Annotated in this window: 18 protein-coding genes; 8 read left to right on the top strand and 10 right to left on the bottom strand. The window is 32.5% G+C overall.

Going from position 1 to position 22448, the window contains the following annotated elements; genetic code table 11:
* Nucleotides 1-6: 6 nt before the first annotated feature.
* The 8 genes from RT99_RS12350 to tsaD form a co-directional block, all read right to left on the bottom strand.
* Nucleotides 7-570 carry a hypothetical protein gene (locus tag RT99_RS12350; RefSeq protein WP_042565064.1) on the bottom strand — a complete coding sequence of 188 codons (564 nt, stop codon included), beginning with the start codon at nt 568-570 and terminating at the stop codon, nt 7-9.
* Nucleotides 567-1754, bottom strand: a complete 1188-nt coding sequence (locus RT99_RS12345) for a class I SAM-dependent methyltransferase (RefSeq protein ID WP_042565063.1) — start codon at nt 1752-1754, stop codon at nt 567-569. Before RT99_RS12345 ends, RT99_RS12350 begins: the two co-directional genes overlap by 4 nt.
* 2 nt (nt 1755-1756) lie before the next feature.
* Nucleotides 1757-2848 carry an AI-2E family transporter gene (locus RT99_RS12340; RefSeq protein ID WP_042565062.1) on the bottom strand — a complete coding sequence of 364 codons (1092 nt, stop codon included), beginning with the start codon at nt 2846-2848 and terminating at the stop codon, nt 1757-1759.
* A 111-nt stretch (nt 2849-2959) separates the two neighbouring features.
* Nucleotides 2960-3910: a zinc metalloprotease gene (locus tag RT99_RS12335; protein WP_042565061.1), complete on the bottom strand. Its 951-nt coding sequence runs from the start codon at nt 3908-3910 to the stop codon at nt 2960-2962.
* Between the two features lie 158 nt (nt 3911-4068).
* Complete coding sequence (locus RT99_RS12330; protein ID WP_042565060.1) at nt 4069-4563, bottom strand: TrmH family RNA methyltransferase; 495 nt, start codon at nt 4561-4563, stop codon at nt 4069-4071.
* Nucleotides 4564-4573: 10 nt separating this feature from the next.
* Nucleotides 4574-5212: a DUF4159 domain-containing protein gene (locus RT99_RS12325; RefSeq protein ID WP_042565059.1), complete on the bottom strand. Its 639-nt coding sequence runs from the start codon at nt 5210-5212 to the stop codon at nt 4574-4576.
* Nucleotides 5213-5466: 254 nt separating this feature from the next.
* Complete coding sequence (locus RT99_RS12320; RefSeq protein WP_042565058.1) at nt 5467-6177, bottom strand: 16S rRNA (uracil(1498)-N(3))-methyltransferase; 711 nt, start codon at nt 6175-6177, stop codon at nt 5467-5469.
* Nucleotides 6178-6179: 2 nt separating this feature from the next.
* Nucleotides 6180-7202, bottom strand: coding sequence for a tRNA (adenosine(37)-N6)-threonylcarbamoyltransferase complex transferase subunit TsaD (gene tsaD / locus RT99_RS12315; protein ID WP_042565057.1), 1023 nt, complete (start codon nt 7200-7202; stop codon nt 6180-6182).
* A 205-nt stretch (nt 7203-7407) separates the two neighbouring features.
* Between tsaD and RT99_RS12310 the strand changes: the two genes are divergently transcribed.
* The 5 genes from RT99_RS12310 to RT99_RS12290 all read left to right on the top strand — a co-directional run bounded on the left by RT99_RS12310 (nt 7408) and on the right by RT99_RS12290 (nt 15646).
* Complete coding sequence (locus RT99_RS12310; RefSeq protein ID WP_042565056.1) at nt 7408-11895, top strand: translocation/assembly module TamB domain-containing protein; 4488 nt, start codon at nt 7408-7410, stop codon at nt 11893-11895.
* A gap of 299 nt (nt 11896-12194) precedes the next feature.
* The gene (gene pfkA / locus RT99_RS12305) at nt 12195-13181 is read left to right on the top strand and encodes a 6-phosphofructokinase (protein ID WP_042565055.1); all 987 of its coding nucleotides are present in this window, start codon (nt 12195-12197) and stop codon (nt 13179-13181) included.
* A 92-nt stretch (nt 13182-13273) separates the two neighbouring features.
* A complete protein-coding gene (gap, locus tag RT99_RS12300; protein WP_042565054.1) occupies nt 13274-14278 on the top strand; it encodes a type I glyceraldehyde-3-phosphate dehydrogenase in 1005 nt (334 codons plus the stop codon).
* A gap of 131 nt (nt 14279-14409) precedes the next feature.
* On the top strand, nt 14410-15261 hold the full coding sequence (locus RT99_RS12295) for an N-acetylglucosamine kinase (protein WP_042565053.1): 852 nt from the start codon (nt 14410-14412) through the stop codon (nt 15259-15261).
* Nucleotides 15262-15271: 10 nt separating this feature from the next.
* The gene (locus tag RT99_RS12290; RefSeq protein ID WP_029273108.1) at nt 15272-15646 is read left to right on the top strand and encodes a methylglyoxal synthase; all 375 of its coding nucleotides are present in this window, start codon (nt 15272-15274) and stop codon (nt 15644-15646) included.
* On the opposite strand, the gene RT99_RS12285 is transcribed toward RT99_RS12290, so the two are convergent.
* Together RT99_RS12285 and RT99_RS12280 are read right to left on the bottom strand one after the other, a co-directional pair.
* On the bottom strand, nt 15627-16007 hold the full coding sequence (locus RT99_RS12285; protein ID WP_042565052.1) for a RidA family protein: 381 nt from the start codon (nt 16005-16007) through the stop codon (nt 15627-15629). The genes RT99_RS12290 and RT99_RS12285 overlap by 20 nt on opposite strands.
* A gap of 83 nt (nt 16008-16090) precedes the next feature.
* Nucleotides 16091-18787 (bottom strand): putative LPS assembly protein LptD, encoded by a 2697-nt coding sequence (locus tag RT99_RS12280; RefSeq protein ID WP_042565110.1) that lies wholly within the window; start codon nt 18785-18787, stop codon nt 16091-16093.
* 82 nt (nt 18788-18869) lie between these two features.
* Here RT99_RS12280 and RT99_RS12275 point away from each other — a divergent pair, with 82 nt between their 5' ends.
* Genes RT99_RS12275 through RT99_RS12265 form a run of 3 tightly spaced genes read left to right on the top strand, consistent with a single transcriptional unit; the run spans nt 18870 to nt 22356 of the window.
* Nucleotides 18870-19991 carry an N-acetylmuramoyl-L-alanine amidase gene (locus RT99_RS12275; protein ID WP_042565109.1) on the top strand — a complete coding sequence of 374 codons (1122 nt, stop codon included), beginning with the start codon at nt 18870-18872 and terminating at the stop codon, nt 19989-19991.
* Between the two features lie 51 nt (nt 19992-20042).
* Nucleotides 20043-21008, top strand: a complete 966-nt coding sequence (locus RT99_RS12270) for an MlaD family protein (RefSeq protein ID WP_042565051.1) — start codon at nt 20043-20045, stop codon at nt 21006-21008.
* A gap of 16 nt (nt 21009-21024) precedes the next feature.
* Nucleotides 21025-22356 carry a (Fe-S)-binding protein gene (locus RT99_RS12265; protein WP_042565050.1) on the top strand — a complete coding sequence of 444 codons (1332 nt, stop codon included), beginning with the start codon at nt 21025-21027 and terminating at the stop codon, nt 22354-22356.
* Nucleotides 22357-22448: the final 92 nt, after the last annotated feature.

The raw sequence follows: 22448 nt of genomic DNA, 5'->3' as shown, positions 1-22448 counted from the left end.
GAATAGTTATTCTACACAACGAATGTTTTCCATAAAGTAAGTATCCGGATGATATACTTTTTTGTTCATTTCAGAAGTTAATTCGCTTCTTACGATATAATCTTCAATATCAGTTAAATATTTAATTCGCATAATCGTAACAGGAGATTTTTTTAGTTCTTCAAAATTATCTTTCATAAACATGAAAATTCCGGTAGTTACCCTGTTATTATATTCTTTATCGCGAATAAGAGTTCCGCAGTTTTCCTGATCGATATGAATTAGCGTTACAATTTTACCGTTTTGCAATTGTAAAAATACTTTTGAGTTTTTGTCAAAACAATTTGCTTTTACAAAATCTTTGCTTTTTTGAATCAATTGCAGGTTTAAAGTTGGTAAACCATCAGTTTGTGCCAATGAAAAGAACACATAATTTGAAGTTCCGCCAAAGTTTTTTTCGCTTATCATGTATTCGTTTGTAACTTTATAAGTACCAATAGAATCAGATACATTTGCACTGTATTCACATGGTTTTTGAGCAAAAGCGGTAAAGGTTAATAGGAAAAAAGTTAATGTAATTAGTTGTTTCATTTTTCAGTTATTTTTCTGCAAATTAAAACTATTTTGTTATCATTTTTATCTGTTGTAAAAAAACAATACAAATTTCCTCCATTTTTTATTTTCCATTTTTTTCTAATGTTTTCTACCGTGTCCGGAAAATTTCTCGTGGTAATATTTGCCTGTTGATTTAAGAGTTCGGTTTTCATATCATTTTTGCTGTATGAAATCACTTTTTCAATTTCAAAAGCTCTTCCCGGAAAATCAATCAATTCATCAGAAGTATATAAATGAGAATGTTTATGCAGTTTATTTATTTGGAAAGAAGTACTAACTTCATCAAAACCACCGGATTTCATAATGGCCGAATTGGGTTCGTACAGAAATTTTTGTGGTAAATGATAAAAAGGCAAATCTAACTGATCGCCCAAAATAAATTCAAAAGTTTCAGTTTTATCTTTTAAAATATTAGCTGTTTTGATGGTTATTTCGCCTGAATAATGATTGTGAATTTCAAAAAGCAATTCTTTTACTTCATTTTCCAAAGCAATGATATGAATATTTTTTACGAATTTCAATTCAGATAAACCTGCCGAAATATCTAATAAAGGCGCTGTTTTAATTAAAATTGAATTGCTTTTTTCGAAGTAAAAATCTAAAGATTCCGGAACATTTGGCAAACAGTCTTTCAGCATAAAAACTTTGCCTTTTGCATCATTTCTTCGAGAAGGATCAATATAAATCCAATCCCACTTTTGCTCTAAATTATTTAAAATAGTTGAAGAATCATCAGCATAAAAGGTACAATTATCAACTTGTAACTGCTCAAAATTGTGTTTTACAATAGCCGATAAATCTTCGTTTATTTCACAATGTGCAACAGCTTTAAAGTTTTTAGAAAAATAATAATCATCTACACCAAAACCTCCTGTAAGATCAATTAAACTTTCACCCGAAATTAAAGAAGCTTTGTAAGCTGCTGTTTTTTCTGATGAGGTTTGTTCTACAGAAATTTTGCTTGGATAAATTATATTTTCTGTTGAAAACCAGCTTGGCAATTTGTCTTTTGCTTTTGATTTGGCTTCAATTTGATTTAGAATTAAAATCCATTCTACTTCAGGAAAAGGGCTTTTCTGAAGCGCTAATTTTGTAATCGAAACACCGCTATTTTGGGTAATGAATTCTTGAATATTTTGTTGTAAAATAGAAGTGTTCAATGCTAAATTCTTTCGGTTAATACGGAGACAATTTTGTTGTCAGGAAAAAATTCTTTCAAAATTACTTTCACCATTGTAAAAACCGGAATTGCAATAATCATTCCTACGATTCCAAAAGTAATTCCGCTAATTAAAGTAATCAGGAATATTTCTAACGGATGCGAATTTACACTTTTTGATGAAATTATCGGCTGGCTAATATTATTATCAATTGCCTGAACAATCATAAAACCGATGATTACATAAATAGTTTTTGGTAAAATTTCTGTTTGAAAATCACTTCCAATCATGCTTATCATTGTTAAAAGTCCTGCTAAAACAGTTCCAATAATTGGCCCTATGTACGGAATAATATTTAGTATAGCACACAGAAAAGCAATTACGAAGGCATTTCTGTTTCCAAAAATCATTAAGACAATTAAATACAAAATAAAAACAACCGTTAATTGAAGCAGCAAACCAATAAAGTAACGGGTTAAAAAGTGATTGATTTTAGTAACAGAATTGATGATTTTATCTTCATTATTATCTGGCAAAATTTTTCTGGCTGTCGATTTAAAATTATCCTGATCTTTAATAAAGAAAAAAGTAATAAAAAATACAGAGACTAATCCCATTCCCATATCAGCAACGAATCCTAAAATAGAATTGATAAATCCTGTAAAATAACTAAAACTAAGCATGGATGTTATCTTAGATTCTTTCAATACTTTATTCAAATCTACGTGAGGAATGTTAAAGTAAGTTTCAATGCTTCGTTCGGCTTCTAAAAATTGCGCCTGTAAATGATTTGTATCTAAAAGAGATAAATTATTGGCTTGTGAAATAATCAACGGAACAAACAAAAATATAAAACCAATCATTGTTAATATGAAAACAATTATGGTAGTTGTGGCAGCCAATGAGTTACTGAATTTTAATTTGTTTTTTAAAAATTGTACTAACGGATTTGCTATCAAACATAATATCAATGAAATACATAAATAGACAATTACGGTTTGAATTTCGTATAAAAAATATAAAATTATACCAACAACTAAGATAGTGGTTAAAGCTCGTAATATCCCGTTAGAAATAATTTTTGAAGTGATCATGATTCAGTTTTAGATTATAAATATAGGAAAAAGCTTTTAGATTTTTGGGGTAAAACAAAAAAAGCGAGATATATACTATCTCGCTTTTAGTGTATGAAATTGAATGTCTTTTTAGATACCAAATGCAGCTCTTGGACCTCCGGTTACAAAAATCGCAGCCATTCTGCTTTTTTGTCCGTTAGAGAACATGTACATTGCATTATCATCAGTATAATCCATGTAGTTCATTGTCATTTCTACCGGAGTACCAGAACAAGTACTGTAGTGTGGATAAGCTGGTACACCATAGTTTTCTTCGTTATGAGTTGGAGTATCAGATACTAAATCGCTTCCACAAGTTGCATCTCCCCAAATGTGACGTAAATTCATCCAGTGACCCACTTCGTGAGTACCAGTTCTTCCTAAATTAAACGGAGCATTTGCAGATCCTGACAATCCAAAATATCTTGAATCGATTACAACTCCGTCAGTAGCAGAAGGCCCGCCTGGAAATTGTGCATAACCTAAAATTCCATTGCCAATAGCGCAAGACCATAAGTTAAGTTTTGTAGTTGGAGAAGTTGGAGCAATACCACCCTGAGCCGTTTTTTTCATGGCATCATTTGTTCCCCAAGATGTTTTTGTAGTCGACTTTCTAATTACCTGATCTAAAACAAACGTAATTCCTACGTTAGCCTTAACACCAGAAAATAAAGCAGGAACACTGTTGTAATCAGAGTTTAAAGCATTGAAATCTTTGTTTAATACATCAATCTGAGATTGAATCTGAGCATTAGAAATGTTTTGTGCTGTTGTTCTGTAAAGTACGTTTACAACTACCGGAATTTCAACTTTTCCGTTTACTAAGCGTTTGGTTAATAACGCGTTGTTTGTAAAAGCTTCAATTTCATTCATTCTGATAGCTAACGTCGGATCAGCTTTTAATTGTGCTTCTAAAACTTCCTGAGTCGCACATCCTCTGTGGGCAATTGCACTTACATTTGAATCTCCTGATTCTGTTGAGTCATTTTGACAAGAAAACAGCAACAAGGCTGTAACTGCGGATAAAAAAACTTTTTTCATAATAATAGGGGTTTTTGTTATAATATTGTTGATTAGTTAAACAATATCGCAATTTTATAACAAAAGTTTTACGTAGCAAAATATTTACAAATAATTATTTGTGAGAATTTTACAATCCCTTATATAATCTAGTTCTTACAAAAATTTAACAAAATTTATTAAGAAGTAATTTCGTACAAAGCTATACTTGCGGCTTGTACAACATTCATCGAACTGTTCTTTCCGAACATATTAATGTGCACAATTTGGTTCGAAATTTTTAAAATTTCATCTGATATTCCGTTAATTTCACTTCCTACAATCAATGCAATTTTCTGATTGTCAGGAATTGTAACTTCTTTAAGAGGTTTGCTGCTGCTTGCAATTTCCAAAGCAATGATTTCGAAGTTATTTGAAGTTAAATAATCGACAACTTCAGCCGTTTGTTCTATTACAGTATGTGGCACATAAAGATGTGTACTTCTTGACGTTTTATTAATTTTTCTTGGCGTAAGCGGAATATCTTTTCCTAAAAAAATAATATTTTCTACACCAAAAGCTTCGGCAATTCTAAAGAGAGAACCGATATTTTGTTGAAAATAAATATGATCACAAACCAAAGTTATGGGAAATGTTTTTCGCTCAAATTGATTTTCTTCGTGAGTAAGCTGCACCTTTTAGATGTTAATTAGTAAAAATATAATTGATAATGTTTGCGCCCATTTTTAGCGCTTTATCTCTTGCTGCAAGCGGATCATTGTGTACTTCTGCATCTTCCCAGCCATCACCCAGATCGCATTCGTACGTATATAATAAAACCAGTTTGTTTTCGATAAAAATGCCAAATGCCTGAGCACGTGTTCCATCGTGTTCGTGAATTTTTGGCAAACCATTAGGGAAAGGAAATGGCTTTTGAAAAATAGGATGATTTGCGGGAATTTCAATCAAATTATTATTTGGGAATATCTTTTTGATTTCTTTTCGAATATATTGATCCATTCCGTAATTATCATCAATATGAAGAAAACCTCCGCCAGTAAGATAATTTCTTAAGTTTTCGACATCAGTATCGCTAAAAACCACATTTCCGTGACCTGTCATATGTACAAAAGGATACGAAAGCAAGTCAGGATTTCCCGGCTCAACCGTTGATGGTTTCGCTTTTATTCTCGTATTGATATTTGAATTACAAAACTGAATTAAGTTAGGCAAAGAGGTTGGATTTGCATACCAATCGCCTCCACCGCTGTATTTTAATAAAGCTATTTCCTGCGAAAAAGAAGGAAGGGAAAGAAGGAATAATAAGTAAAATATTTTTTTCATTTAATTATAAATTATCTGGTAATTTGCTTTTATATGCGGCCTGTTTTGTCATTTCGACGGAGGAGAAATCTCCGCAAGTAGCTCCTCAACAACCTTTGTCAAAGTTTCAAACTTTGACAAAGGTTTTACGCTAATTAAACCGGACAGGTTTTAAAAACCTGTCCGGTTTACACAATCTTGTCATCTCGACGGAGGAAAGATCTCTGCAGCTACCTTTGTCAAAGTTCGAAACTTTGACAAAGGTTTTGAGCTAATTAAACATTCTCATTAAAAAACACAACACTATGACACGCCACAACAGCAGCAGTTTCAGTGCGTAATCGTGTATTTCCTAACATTACCGGCTGAAAATTATTTTCTAAAGCCAATGCAATTTCTTTTTCAGAAAAATCGCCTTCGGGACCAATTAATAAGGTTACGTTTTCATTTGGTTTTAAAACTTCTTTCAATGATTTTTTATCGGTTTCTTCGCAATGTGCGATCAATTGTAAACCTTCATTTTTTTGTTTGATAAATTCCTTAAATGAAATAGCCTCGTTTAATTTTGGCAAATACGTTTCATTCGATTGTTTCATCGCCGAAAGGATAATTTTTTCAAACCGTTCTTTGTTAACCACTTTTCTTTCAGAGCGATCACAAAAAATTGGCGTGATTTCCTGAATACCAATTTCTGTAGCTTTTTCTAAAAACCATTCAAAACGATCGTTCATTTTGGTTGGCGCAACCGCCAGATGCAAACGGAATTTTGGTTCCGGAGTTTTTTTTATCGAAAGTACTTCAACAATACATTTGTTGTCTGAAGCCAGTGTAATTTCTGTTTCAAACACTAAACCTAAGCCGTTTGTAACATGAAGAATATCAGAGTCTTTTTTGCGTAAAACTTTTATAATGTGACGGCTTTCTTCTTTATCAAAAGAAAAAGTTTTAGTCGTTTCGTCTATATCCGGATTGTAAAATAATTGCATAATTAAAATTGAATTCGTGCTTTTGAAACTACTGCCTGAGTTTCAAAGCGATTTGATAAATATTTTTGATATCCTACAATTCCAATCATGGCAGCATTATCTGTAGTGTATTCAAATTTTGGAACAAAAGTTTTCCAGCCATATTTGCCTTCACTTTCTTTCAAACGCGTTCTGATTCCGGAGTTTGCCGAAACCCCACCGCCGATGGCAATTTGCTTAATTCCGGTTTCTTTTACCGCTAATTTTAACTTGTCCATCAAAATTTCGATAATTGTATATTGAATAGAAGCGCAAATATCATTGAGGTTTTCTTCGATGAAATTTGGGTTTTCTAATTTTTTCTTCTGAATAAAATATAAAATTGCTGTTTTTAAACCAGAGAAACTAAAATCCAGTCCGGGTACTTTTGGTTTTGTAAAAGCAAAAGCTTTTGGGTTTCCTTCTTTGGCATATTTATCGATCAAAGGTCCGCCGGGATAAGGAAGTCCGAGAATTTTTGCACTCTTGTCAAAAGCTTCTCCAACTGCATCATCAGTGGTTTCACCGATAATTTCCATATCAAAAAAACCATTTACTTTTACAATTTGCGTGTGGCCGCCACTAATGGTCAGGGCCAAAAACGGAAATTCTGGCTTATCAAAACCTTCTTCATCAATAAAATGCGCCAAAATATGGGCATGCATGTGATTTACAGCAATTAGCGGAATATTTAATGCTAATGAAAGTGATTTGCTAAAAGAACTTCCTACCAATAAAGAACCCATCAAGCCAGGTCCTTGTGTAAAGGCAATGGCAGTTAATTGTTCTTTTTGTACATTTGCTTTGCGAAGTGCAGCATCAATCACAGGAACAATATTTTGCTGATGTGCTCTCGAAGCCAACTCAGGAACAACGCCGCCGTATTGATTATGAATTAGCTGGTTAGCCACAACATTTGAAAGTACTTTGTCGTTATGTAAAACTGCAGCCGCAGTATCATCGCAAGAACTTTCGATGGCAAGAATAAAAACCTCTGAATTTTGCATATAAAGGCACGAATTTTGGATTATATTTGACAAATCAAATTTTTAAATTTCTTTGATTGAAGTAGAAGCCAAAATTAAAGAATTTTTATCAAAAACAGTCGTTCTTTGTCTGTTCAAAGTAAATTTAAAAGAAAACTAAAATTAAAGAGCTATCAAAAAAGTAAAGAAAATAATATCACGAACCCTAATTGGGTTAATTTTACTTTTGTTGGCATTGGCTATAACACTCTCTTTGCCTATTGTGCAAACTAAAATTGCACGATATGTTACAGATTCCTTAAATGAAGATTTTAAAACAGATATTACTGTAGATAAAGTTGCCATCAATATTTTTGGCGGAGTTAAACTAAAAACGGTCCTGATTCGTGATCATCATAAAAAGACTTTAATTTATTCAGACATTATTAGTACTGATATTTTGAGTATTAAAAGACTTCTTGATGGTGATTTGATTTTCGGCGATCTTCGTTTAACGGGTTTGATTTTTAATTTGAAAACCTACAAAGGCGAAAACGAAAATAATATCAATAAATTTATTCGCTTATTTGATTCTGATAAGCCTTCAAAAACCAATAAACATTTTTTACTGACGGCCAAAAATGCCTATATCTCAAAAGGTACTTTTTCGGTTGTGGATGAAAATAAGAAAAACCCACAATTTCTTGATTTTAAAAAGCTTAATGCTTATATCAGTGATTTCAAATTATATGGGCCGGATGTAAATACGACGATTCACAGGTTTTCTTTTCTGGATCATCGTGGTTTGTATGTTTCTAATTTGGCTGCGAAATTCAGTTATACCAAAAAACAAATTAAGCTTGAAAATTTAGCCATAAAAACCAAAAGATCATCAATATATGGTAAAGCGATTTTAAATTATAAACTAGGAGATTTTCTTGCTTTTACAGATAAAGTTAAGTTTGATGTTGCGCTTGATTCGGCTTCAATTGCTACAAATGATATTCGTTATTTTTATGACGGATTGGGTAAAAATCAGCATTTTAAACTTCGATCTAAGATAAAAGGAACGCTTAATAATCTTAATTTAAAAAAACTTAGGCTTTCTGATACAAATGGTTCAAGAATTATCGGAAACATTAATTTCAGAAATCTTTTAGGTACAAAAGAGCAAAAGTTTGCCATGGAGGGAAAGTTTGACAGATTAACTTCCAGCTATGATAATTTGGTGGTTTTGATGCCAATTGTTTTAGGAAAAAAACTTCCTAAAGAGCTTAAGCGAATTGGTAAATTTAATATTGTTGGAAAAGCAAAGGTTTCGACAACAGAATTAGAAAGTGATTTTAGAATTGCGACAGATTTAGGAAATGGTCAGGTAGATTTGCATCTGAACCACATGGATTTTATTGATAAAGCTTCTTATTCGGGAAATATTATTTTGGATAATTTTGATGTTGGTGCACTATTGCAGCGAAAGGATCTCGGCAGGACTACTTTAAATTTAGATGTTGACGGTGTTGGTTTTACAGAGAAATATCTAAACACAATTATAAAAGGTGATATTGCAAAACTGGATTATAATAAATACACTTATAATAATATTGTAGTAAATGGTAATTTTAAATTGCCTTATTATAAAGGACAAATTTCTGTCAATGATCCTAATTTGACTTTAACATTTGATGGTTTAGTTGATTTGAGCAAGCGTGAAAGTAAATATGATTTCCACATCAATGTTGAAAATGCCGATTTGAAAAAACTGAAGTTTGTAAACGATTCCATATCTCATTTTCAAGGCGATGCAGTTGTCGAAGTTACAGGAAATTCTATCGAAAATCTTCAGGGAAATATTTATATAAAAGATGCTGTATATCAAAATCCAAAGTCGACTTATGCTTTTGATGAACTAACAATCAATTCTAGTTTTGATGCGGATAAATTGCGTACCATAACTATAAATTCTACGGATGTAGTTAACGGGAAAATTGTGGGTAAATTTCAGTTTGCGCAACTAGATAAATTGGTGATGAATTCAGTAGGAAGTCTTTACACCAATTATAAGCCATATAAAATTAAAAAAGGACAGTTTCTGCGTTTCAATTTTCATGTTTATGATAAAGTTGTCGAAATGCTTTATCCTGAAATTAATATAGATTCTTCAACTGTTGTGCGCGGTAGAATTGATGCCGATTTAAATGAATTTAAGTTTAGATTTAAATCACAAAAAATTACGGCAGCAAAAAATACTTTTGATAATATCAGAATCAATATCGATAATAAAAACCCGCTTTATAATGCATTTATAGAGTTGGATAGCATTAAAACGCCTTATTATAAAATCCGAGATTTTAATTTAATTAATGTAACTTCAAAAGATACTTTATTTGTGCGCTCAGAGTTTAAAGGAGGCGAAAAGGGCAATGATTATTTTAATATGAACTTGTACCATACTATTGATAAAAACAAAAACAATATTGTTGGTATCAAAAAATCTGAAATGAAATTTAAAGATTATTTATGGTATTTAAATGAAGAAGACGGATCAGATAATCAAATTATTTTTGATAAAAACTTCAGCAACTTTAATATAGACAATATTGTTCTTTCGCATGAAGATCAGAAAATTGACTTAAACGGAGTTATAAAAGGCACCGATTATAAAGATTTAGTACTGAATTTTGAAGATGTTGATATCAATAAAATTACACCGCTCACTTCGAAGTTTGTCTTTAATGGTAATTTGAACGGAAGCGTCAATTTTAAACAAAACAAAGATGTATATCAGCCCACGGCATCTATTGTCATTGACCATCTTAACTTAAATAAAACGGAACTTGGAACATTAAATTTTGATATTTCCGGAGATGAGAGCCTGAGAAAATTTACCATAAATTCGTCTATACAAAATGGTTTTACAGAATCGTTTAGTGCCAACGGAAATTTTTCGATAGAAAACAAAGAGACTTTTCTTGATTTAAAGCTAAAACTCGAAGGATTTAATCTGGCAACTTTAGGAACGGTTGGTGGAGATGTTTTGTCGAATGTGAGAGGAAGTGTTTCCGGAAATGCCGCTGTTGTGGGTAATCTTAAAAAACCTGAAATCAATGGTAGATTATATGTAGAAAAAGCAGGAATGACAATTCCGTACCTTAATACAGATTATGAATTAAGCGATCGAACAGTTATTGATTTAACTGATGAAAAGTTTTTGTTTAGAAATAATCAGTTAACAGATACTAAATATGGTACGAAAGGATTACTGAACGGAAGTATCGAACATCACAATTTTGGCGATTGGAAATTAGATTTAACTATAACTTCCAAAAGATTATTGGCACTTGATACAAAAGACAGTGACGATGCCGCTTATTTTGGTACAGCATTTATTAATGGTACGGCAAGTATAAAAGGACCAACAGAAAGTTTATTTATTAAGGTAGATGCCAAGTCTGAAAAAGGAACAGAAGTTAAGATACCTATTAATAATGTACAAAGTGTAGGAGAGAGCAGTTGGATACATTTTGTGACGCCAAAAGAGAAATATAATTTAGCAAACGGTATTGTCGAGAAAACCAGAAACTATAACGGACTTGAGTTAGAATTTGATTTTGATATTACGCCAGACGCCGAAGTCGAGGTAATTCTGGATCGAAATTCCGGTCATGGAATGAAAGGAAAAGGATACGGTTCGTTGTTGTTTAAGATCAATACATTGGGTAAATTTAATATGTGGGGAGATTTCCAGGCATACGAAGGGACTTATAACTTTAAGTACGGAGGTTTAATTGATAAAAAATTCGCAGTTAAAAAAGGAGGATCTATTATTTGGGAGGGTAACCCAATGAAGGCTCAGTTAAATTTAGAAGCCGTTTACAGAACCACGGCAAATCCTGCTGTATTGTTGGATAATTCATCTTTCAATAAAAAAGTGCCTGTAGAAGTTGTTATTGGTCTGAGGGGAGATTTAACAAGCCCGGAACCTAATTTTGATATTCAGTTTCCATCTGTAAGTAATGTTTTAAAATCAGAAATACAATATAAGTTAGATGATAAAGATGTGCGCCAAACGCAGGCATTGTATTTATTGTCAACAGGTTCGTTTATGAGTCCGGATGGATTTAACCAAAGCGATTTATCCGGAACATTTGCAGAAACTGCCGCAAGTTTACTGGGTGGAATTATTAAATCAGATAATGATAAATTTAATATTGATTTGAATTTTGTATCGGCAGACAAACGAATTGGTCAGGAAGCCGACGGTCAGTTTGTGGCTAATATATCTTCTCAGATTAATGAAAAAATATCCATAAACGGAAAACTTGGAGTTCCGGTTGGAGGTGTTAACGAATCGGCAATTGTGGGAGATATTGAAATTCTTTACAGAGTTAACGAAGACGGATCTATGAACCTTCGTTTGTTTAATAAGGAAAATGATATTAATTATGTTGGTCAGGGAATTGGTTATACTCAGGGAGTTGGTATTTCGTATGAAGTAGATTTTGATACTTTTAGCGAACTGGTAAATAAAATTTTCAAAAACCATAAATTAGAGAAAGCCTTAAAAACTTCTCCTGATGATTTGCCGGATTCTTATGCAAATCCCGATTATATGAATTTTTCAAGTTCAAAAGAGAAAGAGAAGGATAAAAAGAAACCGAATAAAAAAGACGAAGAAAAACCGAAGGTTCAGCCAGGAAATAATCAGGGATATATTCCCGACGATAACGATTATTAGTCTGTGAATTGTTAACTTTTCTAAAACCATTTTTATAATGGTTTTTTTTATGCTAAATTTATAAATTAATAGTTTTTTGAAAATCAGCTATATCCAGATTTTTATAACACTTCATTTATGTATTGTTAATTTTAAAGATTTAATTAAAATATGTGCCTTTTATTATTTTAAATGAATTTTTTCATATCAAAAAACTTATTAACGAAAACGTTTGAATTTAACATATTTTATTAATTTATGACAATTACCACCTGTAAAGTGGTGAATGTTTGCTAATTTTACACTTTAATACTTAAATAATGCCAAAAACAATAAAAAAAGTTGGTGTTCTAACTTCAGGGGGAGACTCACCAGGAATGAATGCCGCAATACGATCAGTTGTTCGAACATGTGCTTATCATAATATAGAATGCATAGGAATTTATAGAGGGTATCAGGGAATGATCGAAGGAGATTTCAAAGAAATGGGTCCCCGAAGTGTAAATAATATTGTAAATAAAGGAGGAACGATCTTAAAATCAGCTCGTTCTACTGAGTTTAGAACTCCGGAAGGTAGAAAAAAAGCACACGAAAACCTTTTAAAAGCAGGAGTTGATGCTCTTGTAGTAATTGGCGGTGACGGAAGTTTTACCGGAGGTTTGATTTTTAATTCAGAATTTGATTTTCCTGTAATGGGAATTCCGGGTACAATCGATAATGATATTTTTGGTACAAGTCATACTTTAGGATATGATACTGCTTTGAATACTGTGGTAGATTGTATTGATAAAATTAGAGATACTGCAAGTTCGCATAACCGACTATTTTTTGTAGAGGTTATGGGTAGAGATGCGGGGCATATTGCTCTAAATGCAGGTATTGGAGCTGGTGCCGAAGAAATCCTTATTCCTGAAGAAGATTTAGGTCTGGAAAGATTGCTGGACTCTCTTCAAAAAAGTAAAGCTTCAGGAAAATCATCAAGTATAGTAGTTATTGCTGAGGGAGATAAAATTGGTAAAAACGTATTCGAATTAAAAGATTATGTTGAAGCTAATTTACCGGAGTACGATGTAAGAGTTTCTGTTTTAGGACACATGCAGCGTGGTGGTTCTCCATCTTGTTTTGACCGTGTTCTTGCAAGCCGTTTAGGTGTAAAAGCAGTAGAATCTTTAATCGAAGGTAAATCTAATTATATGGTTGGTTTACAACAGGATAAAGTAGCTTTAACTCCGTTGGAACAAGCAATCAAAGGAAAATCTGAGATTGACAGAGAATTATTAAGAGTGTCTGACATCATGTCGACATAAGAAGATAAAAGTTTAAAAAAGGAATGAAGTTTATTGTGAGGAAATTAGACTTTAAATTAGTGTAATAAAAACAAAAGCAAAAATTAAGTAAAATGTCAAAAGTAAAATTAGGAATAAACGGATTTGGACGTATTGGAAGAATCGTTTTTAGAGAATCATTCAATAGAGATAATGTAGAAGTAGTAGCAATCAACGATTTATTAGATGTAGATCACTTAGCTTACTTATTAAAATATGATTCAGTTCACGGTCGTTTTGACGGAACTGTAGAAGTAAAAGAAGGAAAACTTTATGTAAACGGAAGAAATATCCGTATCACTGCAGAAAGAAATCCAGCTGACTTAAAATGGAATGAAGTTGATGTTGATGTAGTTGCTGAATGTACTGGTATTTTCACAACTATCGAAACTGCAAATGAGCACATTAAAGGTGGTGCTAAAAAAGTAATTATTTCTGCTCCGTCTGCAGATGCTCCAATGTTTGTAATGGGAGTAAATCACGAAACTGCAAAAGCTTCTGATTTAGTTGTTTCTAACGCTTCTTGTACTACAAACTGTTTAGCTCCTTTAGCTAAAGTTATTCATGATAACTTCGGAATTGAAGAGGCTTTAATGACAACTGTACACGCTACAACTTCAACTCAAATGACAGCTGACGGACCTTCTAGAAAAGACTGGAGAGGTGGACGTGCTGCTTCAATCAATATCATTCCTTCTTCAACAGGTGCTGCAAAAGCGGTTGGAAAAGTAATTCCTTCTTTGAATGGAAAATTAACTGGAATGTCTTTCCGTGTACCTACTGCTGACGTTTCTGTAGTAGATTTAACTGTAAAAGTTTCTAAAGAAACTTCATACGAAGAAATCTTAGCTGTGTTGAAAACGGCTTCTGAAACTACAATGAAAGGTATCTTAGGATATACTGAAGATGCAGTTGTGTCTCAGGATTTCATTTCAGACAAAAGAACTTCAATCATTGATGCTACTGCAGGAATTGGTTTGAATTCAACTTTCTTTAAATTTGTATCTTGGTACGATAATGAGTACGGATACTCTTCTAAATTGATCGATTTATCTGTGCATATCGCAGGTTTAAAATAATATTGTATAAATTTGGCAAATCCCGTTATCTCAAGGTAACGGGATTTTCTTATTTTGTTTTGACTTTAATTAATGTAAAAAACACACTTTTAAATTGATGAAGAAAAACTAAATCCAAAAACTAAAAAAAAATGAAATTAATAGTTGATAGTGGATCTACAAAAGCAGATTGGATTGCAATTGATGATAATGGAAAAGTATTATTCACGACACAAACTTTGGGATTAAACCCTGAAATTCTTGACGGTCCTGAAATTGTTTCAAGATTAAATGATCGTTTTGATATTCTGCAAAATAAAAAAAATGCAACACATTTGTTCTTCTACGGAGCAGGTTGTGGAACAGAGAGAATGCAAACTGCGCTTTCGCAAATATTCCAGGAATATTTTAATAACGCTATTGTTGAAGTTCACGAAGATACTTATGCAGCAGTTTACGCTACAACTCCAAAAGGAGAAGAAGCAATTGTTAGTATTTTAGGAACAGGTTCAAACTGTAGCTATTTTGATGGAAAGGTATTGCATCAAAAAGTACAGTCATTAGGTTATATTGCCATGGATGATTGTAGTGGAAATGTTTTCGGAAAAGAATTAATCAGAAAATATTATTTCAATAAAATGCCGAAAGAATTGGCGGTTGAATTTGAAAAAGAATATAATTTAGATGCTGATTATATCAAAAACAAATTATACAAAGAGCCAAATCCAAATGCTTATTTAGCAACTTTTGCTAAGTTTTTAATCAAACATAAAGATTCAGAATTCTGCAGAAAAATCATTTTCAAAGGAATGAAATCTTTCGTTAAAAACTATATCAAACAATTTGATAATTGTAAAGAAGTTCCTGTTCATTTTGTAGGTTCTATTGCTTTTTATCTTAAAGATGAATTACAAGAAACATTTGATAAATATGAACTTCAGTTAGGTAATGTTTTAAGACGTCCTATTGATGGTTTAATTGCATACCATGTTGCTAACCAATAGTTCCGGTTTTATGGAAATTGCTATTATTGCACATGATGGTAAAAAAGCAGATTTAATTGACTTTTTAATTAAAAATGAAGCAGTTTTACATCATGAAAAAATAAAGCTTATTGGGACAGGAACTACCGGAGGAAAAGCAGAAGCTGCGGGTTTTAAAACTCAAAGAATGCTTTCCGGGCCTTTAGGCGGAGATGCGCAAATTGCAGGAAGAGTGGCAGAAGGAATTACACAAATGGTTTTCTTTTTTAAAGATCCATTGTCAAGTCATCCACACGAAGCTGATATTAATATGTTAATTCGCGTTTGTGATGTACATAATGTGCCGCTGGCAACAAACGAAGCAACGGCACAATTACTATTAGATGCTATTGCACTGCAATTATAGAAATTTCAACATTTACATTTTTTGGCAAACAAGCCACTTGAACCGTTTCACGAGCTGGAGCGGTTTTTTCGTTAAAATAAGATCCGTAAACCGTATTAATAGCGCCAAAGTTATTCATGTCCATAATGAAGATTGTTGCTTTTACTACATTTTCAAAAGTCATGTTTGCGGCTTCCAGAATAGCAGCAATATTTTGCATTACCTGATGTGTTTCATCATTTATATTGTCAGTTACAAGTTCTCCTGAAGCAGGGTTTATTGCAATTTGACCAGATGCATAAAGTGTATTTCCTGATAATACAGCCTGATTATAAGGTCCGATTGGAGCAGGTGCTTTTTCTGTAAAGATTATTTTTTTCATAGTAATTGATTGTTAAATACCAAAATAGATTATTCGGCCACTAAGCATGGCTGAGAAAATTATTGATCTAAAATACGATTTTATTATCGATTAGAAGTACTTCGTTTATTCCATTTAATGTCGCTAAGAACACCGGATTTAATTCCGATAAAGAAATTCCAGTTAGAATTTGTTCCTAATGGACTCCAGTTAAAGGCCATTCTCCAGCTTAATAAATCTCTTTCAAAACGAAATTGCGTAAATGTAACTCCATTTTGTACAAAATCGTAACCTGTAGAAATTCCGCCTTTCCATTTTGGAGTAATATCCATATTGGCAGAGACCATGATAGAGTTTCCTGTGATTTTGTTTTCACGATTTACATTAGAATAAGTCAATGAATAAGCCAATGTCATATCCCACGGTAATTTTGAGTTAAAGAACTCCGTTATTACATCTTCGTCATCGTCTTTTTCATTTGCAAACTGACTGTTTCGGCTGTCGTTCAAATCGGTATTGGTACCAAATAAATCATCTTTACGACCTCCGTTCCGTTCACTTTGTTTGTTTTCTTCCTTGGTGCCTTTATTTGAAAAAGAATAATTCAAAGTTACGTTGGCGCTTGTCATTCGAAACAAACTTCCACCATTATCAATGTTATAAGTATTCATTCTTGTTCCTGAGTTGTCTATGGCATAAGGATCTAAAGTTGCACCAAAATTGACATTCATTTTATTGTCAAAAAACTGAGTTCCACCACTTACAAGAACAGGCTGCCATGCTAAAGTTTCTTTACCGTTAGCATTAAAATTATAACTTGTACTGAAGTTTAAGTTATTCAGTAGCATTATTTTTTTAGGTTCAGTTTTTGTACTGTCACTGTCCCTTACTTTTGCTTCAAAGGTATTACTTAAAGCAAATGCCACGATATTAGAATTTTCCTTGCTTGGAACACCATAAACACCACCTTCAAATCGGGTGTATTGACTCGTAATTCTGCCTGAAGCATCTACTGCATAAGTATCATAATATTTTTCAAAACTAGGTGTATATGCGTACGTAATAGTTGGTCGCATTACGTGGCGAATAGACTGGATTTTTTTATCATTACCAAAATTAAAAGTACCGTAAATAGTAGTACCTAAATTTGTACTCAAATTATATGTTCTAAACGCATCAAAACCATTTACAGTTGTTGTATCAACTCTGCTTAGATTTGTATCGTAATGCCTGTCTATTGTTTTGGTAACCCATGTTTCCTGGTAATTTGTAGAAGCTCCGGCACTAAAATATTTAAATATCTTGAAATTGGTACTAATCGGAATCGAATGCTGCATTCCAATTTGTGCATCTTTAAACATTTGTGGCTTAAAGAATAATGAATCGGTAGTTACTATGTTGTTTTTACCGCTTAAATTATATTGTAAGTTGATGTTTTTTATAAAACCTTTTTTCACGCCATCTTTACCAACAAAAGGATAAACACGATCGACACTTGCCTGTAAAGTAGGTAAAGTCATGTTGATTACTTCGGTTTGTGTATTTTGAGAGTGCGTCGCCGTTAACGATATTCTCGCCTGCGGAATCGTATTAAACGTTTTATTGTAGGAAATAGAAGAACTTAAGGTGTTGTTCAAATTAGATCCAACGTTGGCCTGATTGATAGATTGTTTAAAGTATTTACTGCTACCCATATTTACAGAGGCAGAAAAAGTGGAATTCGGATTCGATTTTGTGTCTTTCGAATGCGACCACTGAATGTTGTAAATATTCTGTTTAGAATAATCCGGATAACCTCTTTCACTGTTTATAAGGTTTTCAAAACGAATATTGACATTCCCTCTATACTTGTATCGGGTTGCATATGCTGATTCAAATCGCATGGCATAACTTCCGTTTGTGTAATAATCCCCCAACACGGTTAAATCATAATTATCGCTTAAAGCAAAATAATAACCCATATTTTGAAGGGAGAATCCACGTGTATTTGAGTCATTATAACTAGGTATAATGATTCCGGAAACACTTTTTTCTTCACTCATCGGAAAATAAGCAAAAGGTAAAGCCAGTGGGGTAGGTACATCTGCAATAACCATATTGGTTAAACCGGTAATTACTTTTTTGCCCGGAATAAATTTTACTTTATTGGTCTGGAAATAATATTCAGGATTGTCAATATCCTTAGAAGTCGTAAATCTGGCGCCTTTTAAAAAGTAAACCGAATCGTTTTCTTTCTTGGTAACGGCTGCTTTGATTTTAAATTCGCCTTGTTCCGTTCGTGAATTATAAATTAAAGCCTTTTTTGTTTTAAAGTTAAAACGGATAGAGTCGGGCTGAACTTCGCTTGCTCCTTGTTTAAAATTAGGATATTGAGTTAATACGCCTGCGGAATCTTTTATCCTTCCGGCATATACTTCATCTTTCTCATAATCAAGTACAATTATACCAGATTTTAATTCAACATCTTTATAGTATAGTTCACCTTCATTATAAAGAGTGATTCTTTTCTTTTTCTGATCGATTTTTGCGTAGTCCTTTGCCCTGTATTTTACTTTTCCATCCAGAAAAGTCTTTGTTGGCCTAACAGTATCCAGCTTTATGGTGTCTGCAACAACAATTTCAGGTTTATCTGTTTGTTTTTCAGTTGATAAAGGAGCTTTTTTAGATTTTATCTCTTGCGAATATAATTTACCACAACCTAGTGTTAGGAAAAATGATAATAAAACGATATTAAATAAGTTTGTATGCAAAGGTTTAAATGCTATTTTTGTAAAAGTATGGCTTGTTTTTTGACATGTCAAACTTACATATAATTTTTTGTCAAAAATAATCAATTGTAAAAATTATAGCTGTTGCATTTTATTAAAATTAACTTTTAGATTTATGAACATATTTAACAAAACTAGACTAATCTTTAGTTTTTTTCTAACGATAACAACTTTTTGTGCTTACAGTCAAACAAATGTATTTAAAGTAACTCTTGATGCAGGACACGGTGATCATGATTTTGGTGCCGTTTATAGTGGAAGGATCGAAAAGAATATTGCGCTGGCTATTGTGTTAAAAGTTGGAAAATTACTGGAAGCTAGTCCTAATATTGATGTTATTTATACTCGTAAAACAGATGTTTTTATAGATCTTGTGGAAAGAGCCAATATTGCCAACCGTGCAAATTCGAATATTTTTGTCTCTATTCACTGTAATGCAAATAAAAATACTGCCGCAGACGGAACCGAAACTTATGTAATGGGTTTGAGTAAAGTTGCGTCGAATCTTGAAGCTGCGAAAAAAGAGAACTCGGTAATTACATTAGAAAAAGATTATAAACGTAAATATGAAGGTTTCGATCCTAATTCTCCTGAATCAATGATCGGAATGACCTTAATGCAGGAAGAATATCTGGATAATAGTATTTCATTAGCCAGTAAAATTGAAGATAATTTTGATAAATTAGGAAAAAAATTACGTCAGGGTGGAGTAAAGCAAGCGCCATTTATGGTGCTTCATAAAGCATATATGCCTAGGGTATTGGTAGAAACAGGATTCGTTTCTAATCCTACAGAAGGAAATATTTTAAATTCTGAAGAAGGACAAGATGATATTGCTAAAGCTATTGCAGAGGCAATCATAAGTTATAAAAGAGAGTATTTCGGCTCTGGAGTTCCGGAACCAGATACAAGACCGGTAAAAGATACTTCTACAGCAAAGCCTAAAACTGTTGAAGCACCCGCAGTAGTGAAAAATGCTCCAAAAGGTACATTTTTCAAGGTACAGCTTATTGCCAGCATTAAAAAAACACCATTAGAACCTAAAAACTTTAAAGGACTTAAAAATGTAACGATGTTATTTGAAAACAATATATATAAGTATTTTTATCAGGAAACCTCAGATTACGAAACTGCAAAGAAATATCTGCAAGAGGCTAAAGGTAAAGGATATGGAGCAGCTTTTTTAATTGCTTATAAAGACGGAGAAAAAATCAATATTCAGGACGCAATTAAATAATAGCAACAAGTTCGGATATTTATATTAATTTTGTATTAAACACTTAGAATTTTGAAAATAACTAGAGAAATTAAAACGGCTATATTAGTCATCGCGTCAATATTATTATTTATTTGGGGTTATAGTTTTTTAAAAGGCAGAGACCTTTTTACAAATTATCAAACATTATATGTTGAATATGATAATGTTGAAGATTTACCACAATCTGCTCCCGTAACTTTAAACGGACTTGGAATTGGTAAAGTACATAAAATTACAATCAATGAAACTACAGGTAAATTATTAGTAGAACTTCAGTTAAAGACTGATTTTCCAATTTCTAAAACCAGTAAAGCTGCATTATATTCTCCAAGTTTAATTGGAGGAAAACAAATCAAAATTATTCCGAATCTTGCAGATAAAGATCCCGCAGTTGATGGACAAAATTTAGAAGCTGCTGTAGAATTAGGATTAACAGAATCTTTAGGAGGTAAAATTGAGCCAATCCAGGCAAAATTAAATTTAATGCTTGAGAACATTAATACACTGGTTGTAGGATTGAATAATGTTCTGGATAAAAAAGGGCAGGAAGATCTTAAAAAATCTTTGTCAGAATTGAGCGAGACTATGGAGCAATTTCATAGAGCTTCCGGAAGTTTAAATTCTATTTTGGATACAAACAAAGGTCAGATTAACGGAGTTGTGACAAATTTCAATAAAATGTCAAGTAACTTCAATAAAATATCAGATTCTTTAAACAAAGCAGATTTAGGTAAAACAGTGAGAAACCTAAACCAAACTTTGGCTAAAGTTGATGGAATTATGAGTAACCTAAACTCAGGAAAAGGTACAGCAGGTAAATTATTAAACGATGATGCTTTGTATAACAATCTTTCTAAAACTTCAAAAGAATTAGAATTGTTATTGCAAGATGTTCGTCTTTACCCAACACGTTACGTAAATGTTTCTCTTTTTGGAAAGAAGAACAAACCATACGTTGCGCCTGCAGATGATGCAAAAACGACTGACAAAAAATAATTAAGAATAATAAAGAATGAGTTATTTAGACAATATTTTATTCGCTATACTTCTGATAGCTGGTTTTGGTTTTTTTGCGACGAGTGTAAAAAAAATTATCCGAAACATTAATTTAGGAGGTGATGTAGATCGAAAAGACAATCCTAAGGCACGTTGGGCAAACATGGCTTTGATTGCGCTTGGACAATCTAAAATGGTGAAACGTCCGGTAGCGGGTGCATTACATATTGTTGTCTATGTAGGTTTTATTATTATTAATATCGAATTACTGGAAATCATCATTGATGGATTAATTGGAACTCATAGAGTTTTTGCCCCTTTTTTGGGTGTAGTTTATGATGTTTTAATTGCTTCTTTTGAAATATTGGCTTTCCTTGTAATTTTTGCAGTGACAGTTTTTTGGATAAGAAGAAACCTGATCCGATTAAAACGTTTTATACATTCAGATTTAAAGGGATTCCCTAAAAGTGATGCAAATTACATTTTGTATTTTGAAACAGTTTTAATGATTTTGTTTTTATTAATGAATGCATCTGATTATCATTTGCAAAATGTACCGGGTGGAGTTTTTCATAAAGCGGGAAGTTTTCCAATAAGTCAATTCATTGCGCCTATTTTTAACGGGATGTCAAATGAATTAGTAGTGATTTTATTTGAAGTATTTTGGTGGTTGCATATTGCGGGTATTTTAGTTTTTATGAACTATTTGTACTTCTCAAAACACTTACATATTCTTTTAGCGTTCCCAAATACTTATTTTGCAGATTTAAATCCGAAAGGGAAATTTGATAATTTAGAGTCAGTTACAAAAGAGGTGAAATTAATGATGGATCCTAATGCTGACCCTTTCGCTGCGGCTCCGGTTGATGAAAATGCTGCGCCAAGTAAATTTGGTGCCAGTGATGTTCAGGATTTAAACTGGGTTCAGTTATTAAATGCTTACACCTGTACAGAATGTGGACGTTGTACATCTGCTTGTCCGGCAAATCAAACCGGTAAAAAATTGTCTCCTCGTAAAATTATGATGGATACAAGAGACCGTTTACAGGAAGTAGGAAAAAATATAGATGCCAATAAAGGTGTTTTTGTTCCTGATAATAAAACATTATTAAACGATTATATTACTCCGGAAGAATTGTGGGCATGTACTTCATGCAATGCCTGTGTTGAAGAATGTCCGGTAAATATTAGTCCGTTATCTATTATTATCGATATGCGTCGTTATTTGGTGATGGAACAAAGTGCTGCTCCTATGTCGTTGAATGCCATGATGACCAATATCGAAAATAATGGGGCTCCTTGGCAATACAATCAACAAGACAGATTGAATTGGAAAAACGAAAATTAAAATTATAGTTTAATCGTTGAATTGGTTATTTGTTTAACCGTTTAATTGATGAATAAAATATTTAAGGTTTTTTAGTGGAGGTTATAGTAAAG

It is taken from the genome of Flavobacterium sp. MEB061 (assembly GCF_000834715.1).
In the GTDB taxonomy this organism is placed as follows: domain Bacteria; phylum Bacteroidota; class Bacteroidia; order Flavobacteriales; family Flavobacteriaceae; genus Flavobacterium; species Flavobacterium pectinovorum.
Note: the sequence above shows the minus strand (reverse complement) of the source record. Positions and strands in the feature narration are given on the sequence as shown.

Coding starts and splice junctions, on each gene's coding strand:
- RT99_RS12320 (WP_042565058.1), bottom strand. CDS start 6,177: ATGCAATTATTTTACAATCCGGATATAGACGAAACGACTAAAACTTTT.
- pfkA (WP_042565055.1), top strand. CDS start 12,195: ATGCCAAAAACAATAAAAAAAGTTGGTGTTCTAACTTCAGGGGGAGAC.
- RT99_RS12295 (WP_042565053.1), top strand. CDS start 14,410: ATGAAATTAATAGTTGATAGTGGATCTACAAAAGCAGATTGGATTGCA.
- RT99_RS12340 (WP_042565062.1), bottom strand. CDS start 2,848: ATGATCACTTCAAAAATTATTTCTAACGGGATATTACGAGCTTTAACC.
- RT99_RS12285 (WP_042565052.1), bottom strand. CDS start 16,007: ATGAAAAAAATAATCTTTACAGAAAAAGCACCTGCTCCAATCGGACCT.
- RT99_RS12325 (WP_042565059.1), bottom strand. CDS start 5,212: ATGAAAAAAATATTTTACTTATTATTCCTTCTTTCCCTTCCTTCTTTT.
- gap (WP_042565054.1), top strand. CDS start 13,274: ATGTCAAAAGTAAAATTAGGAATAAACGGATTTGGACGTATTGGAAGA.
- tsaD (WP_042565057.1), bottom strand. CDS start 7,202: ATGCAAAATTCAGAGGTTTTTATTCTTGCCATCGAAAGTTCTTGCGAT.
- RT99_RS12265 (WP_042565050.1), top strand. CDS start 21,025: ATGAGTTATTTAGACAATATTTTATTCGCTATACTTCTGATAGCTGGT.
- RT99_RS12275 (WP_042565109.1), top strand. CDS start 18,870: ATGAACATATTTAACAAAACTAGACTAATCTTTAGTTTTTTTCTAACG.
- RT99_RS12335 (WP_042565061.1), bottom strand. CDS start 3,910: ATGAAAAAAGTTTTTTTATCCGCAGTTACAGCCTTGTTGCTGTTTTCT.
- RT99_RS12290 (WP_029273108.1), top strand. CDS start 15,272: ATGGAAATTGCTATTATTGCACATGATGGTAAAAAAGCAGATTTAATT.
- RT99_RS12350 (WP_042565064.1), bottom strand. CDS start 570: ATGAAACAACTAATTACATTAACTTTTTTCCTATTAACCTTTACCGCT.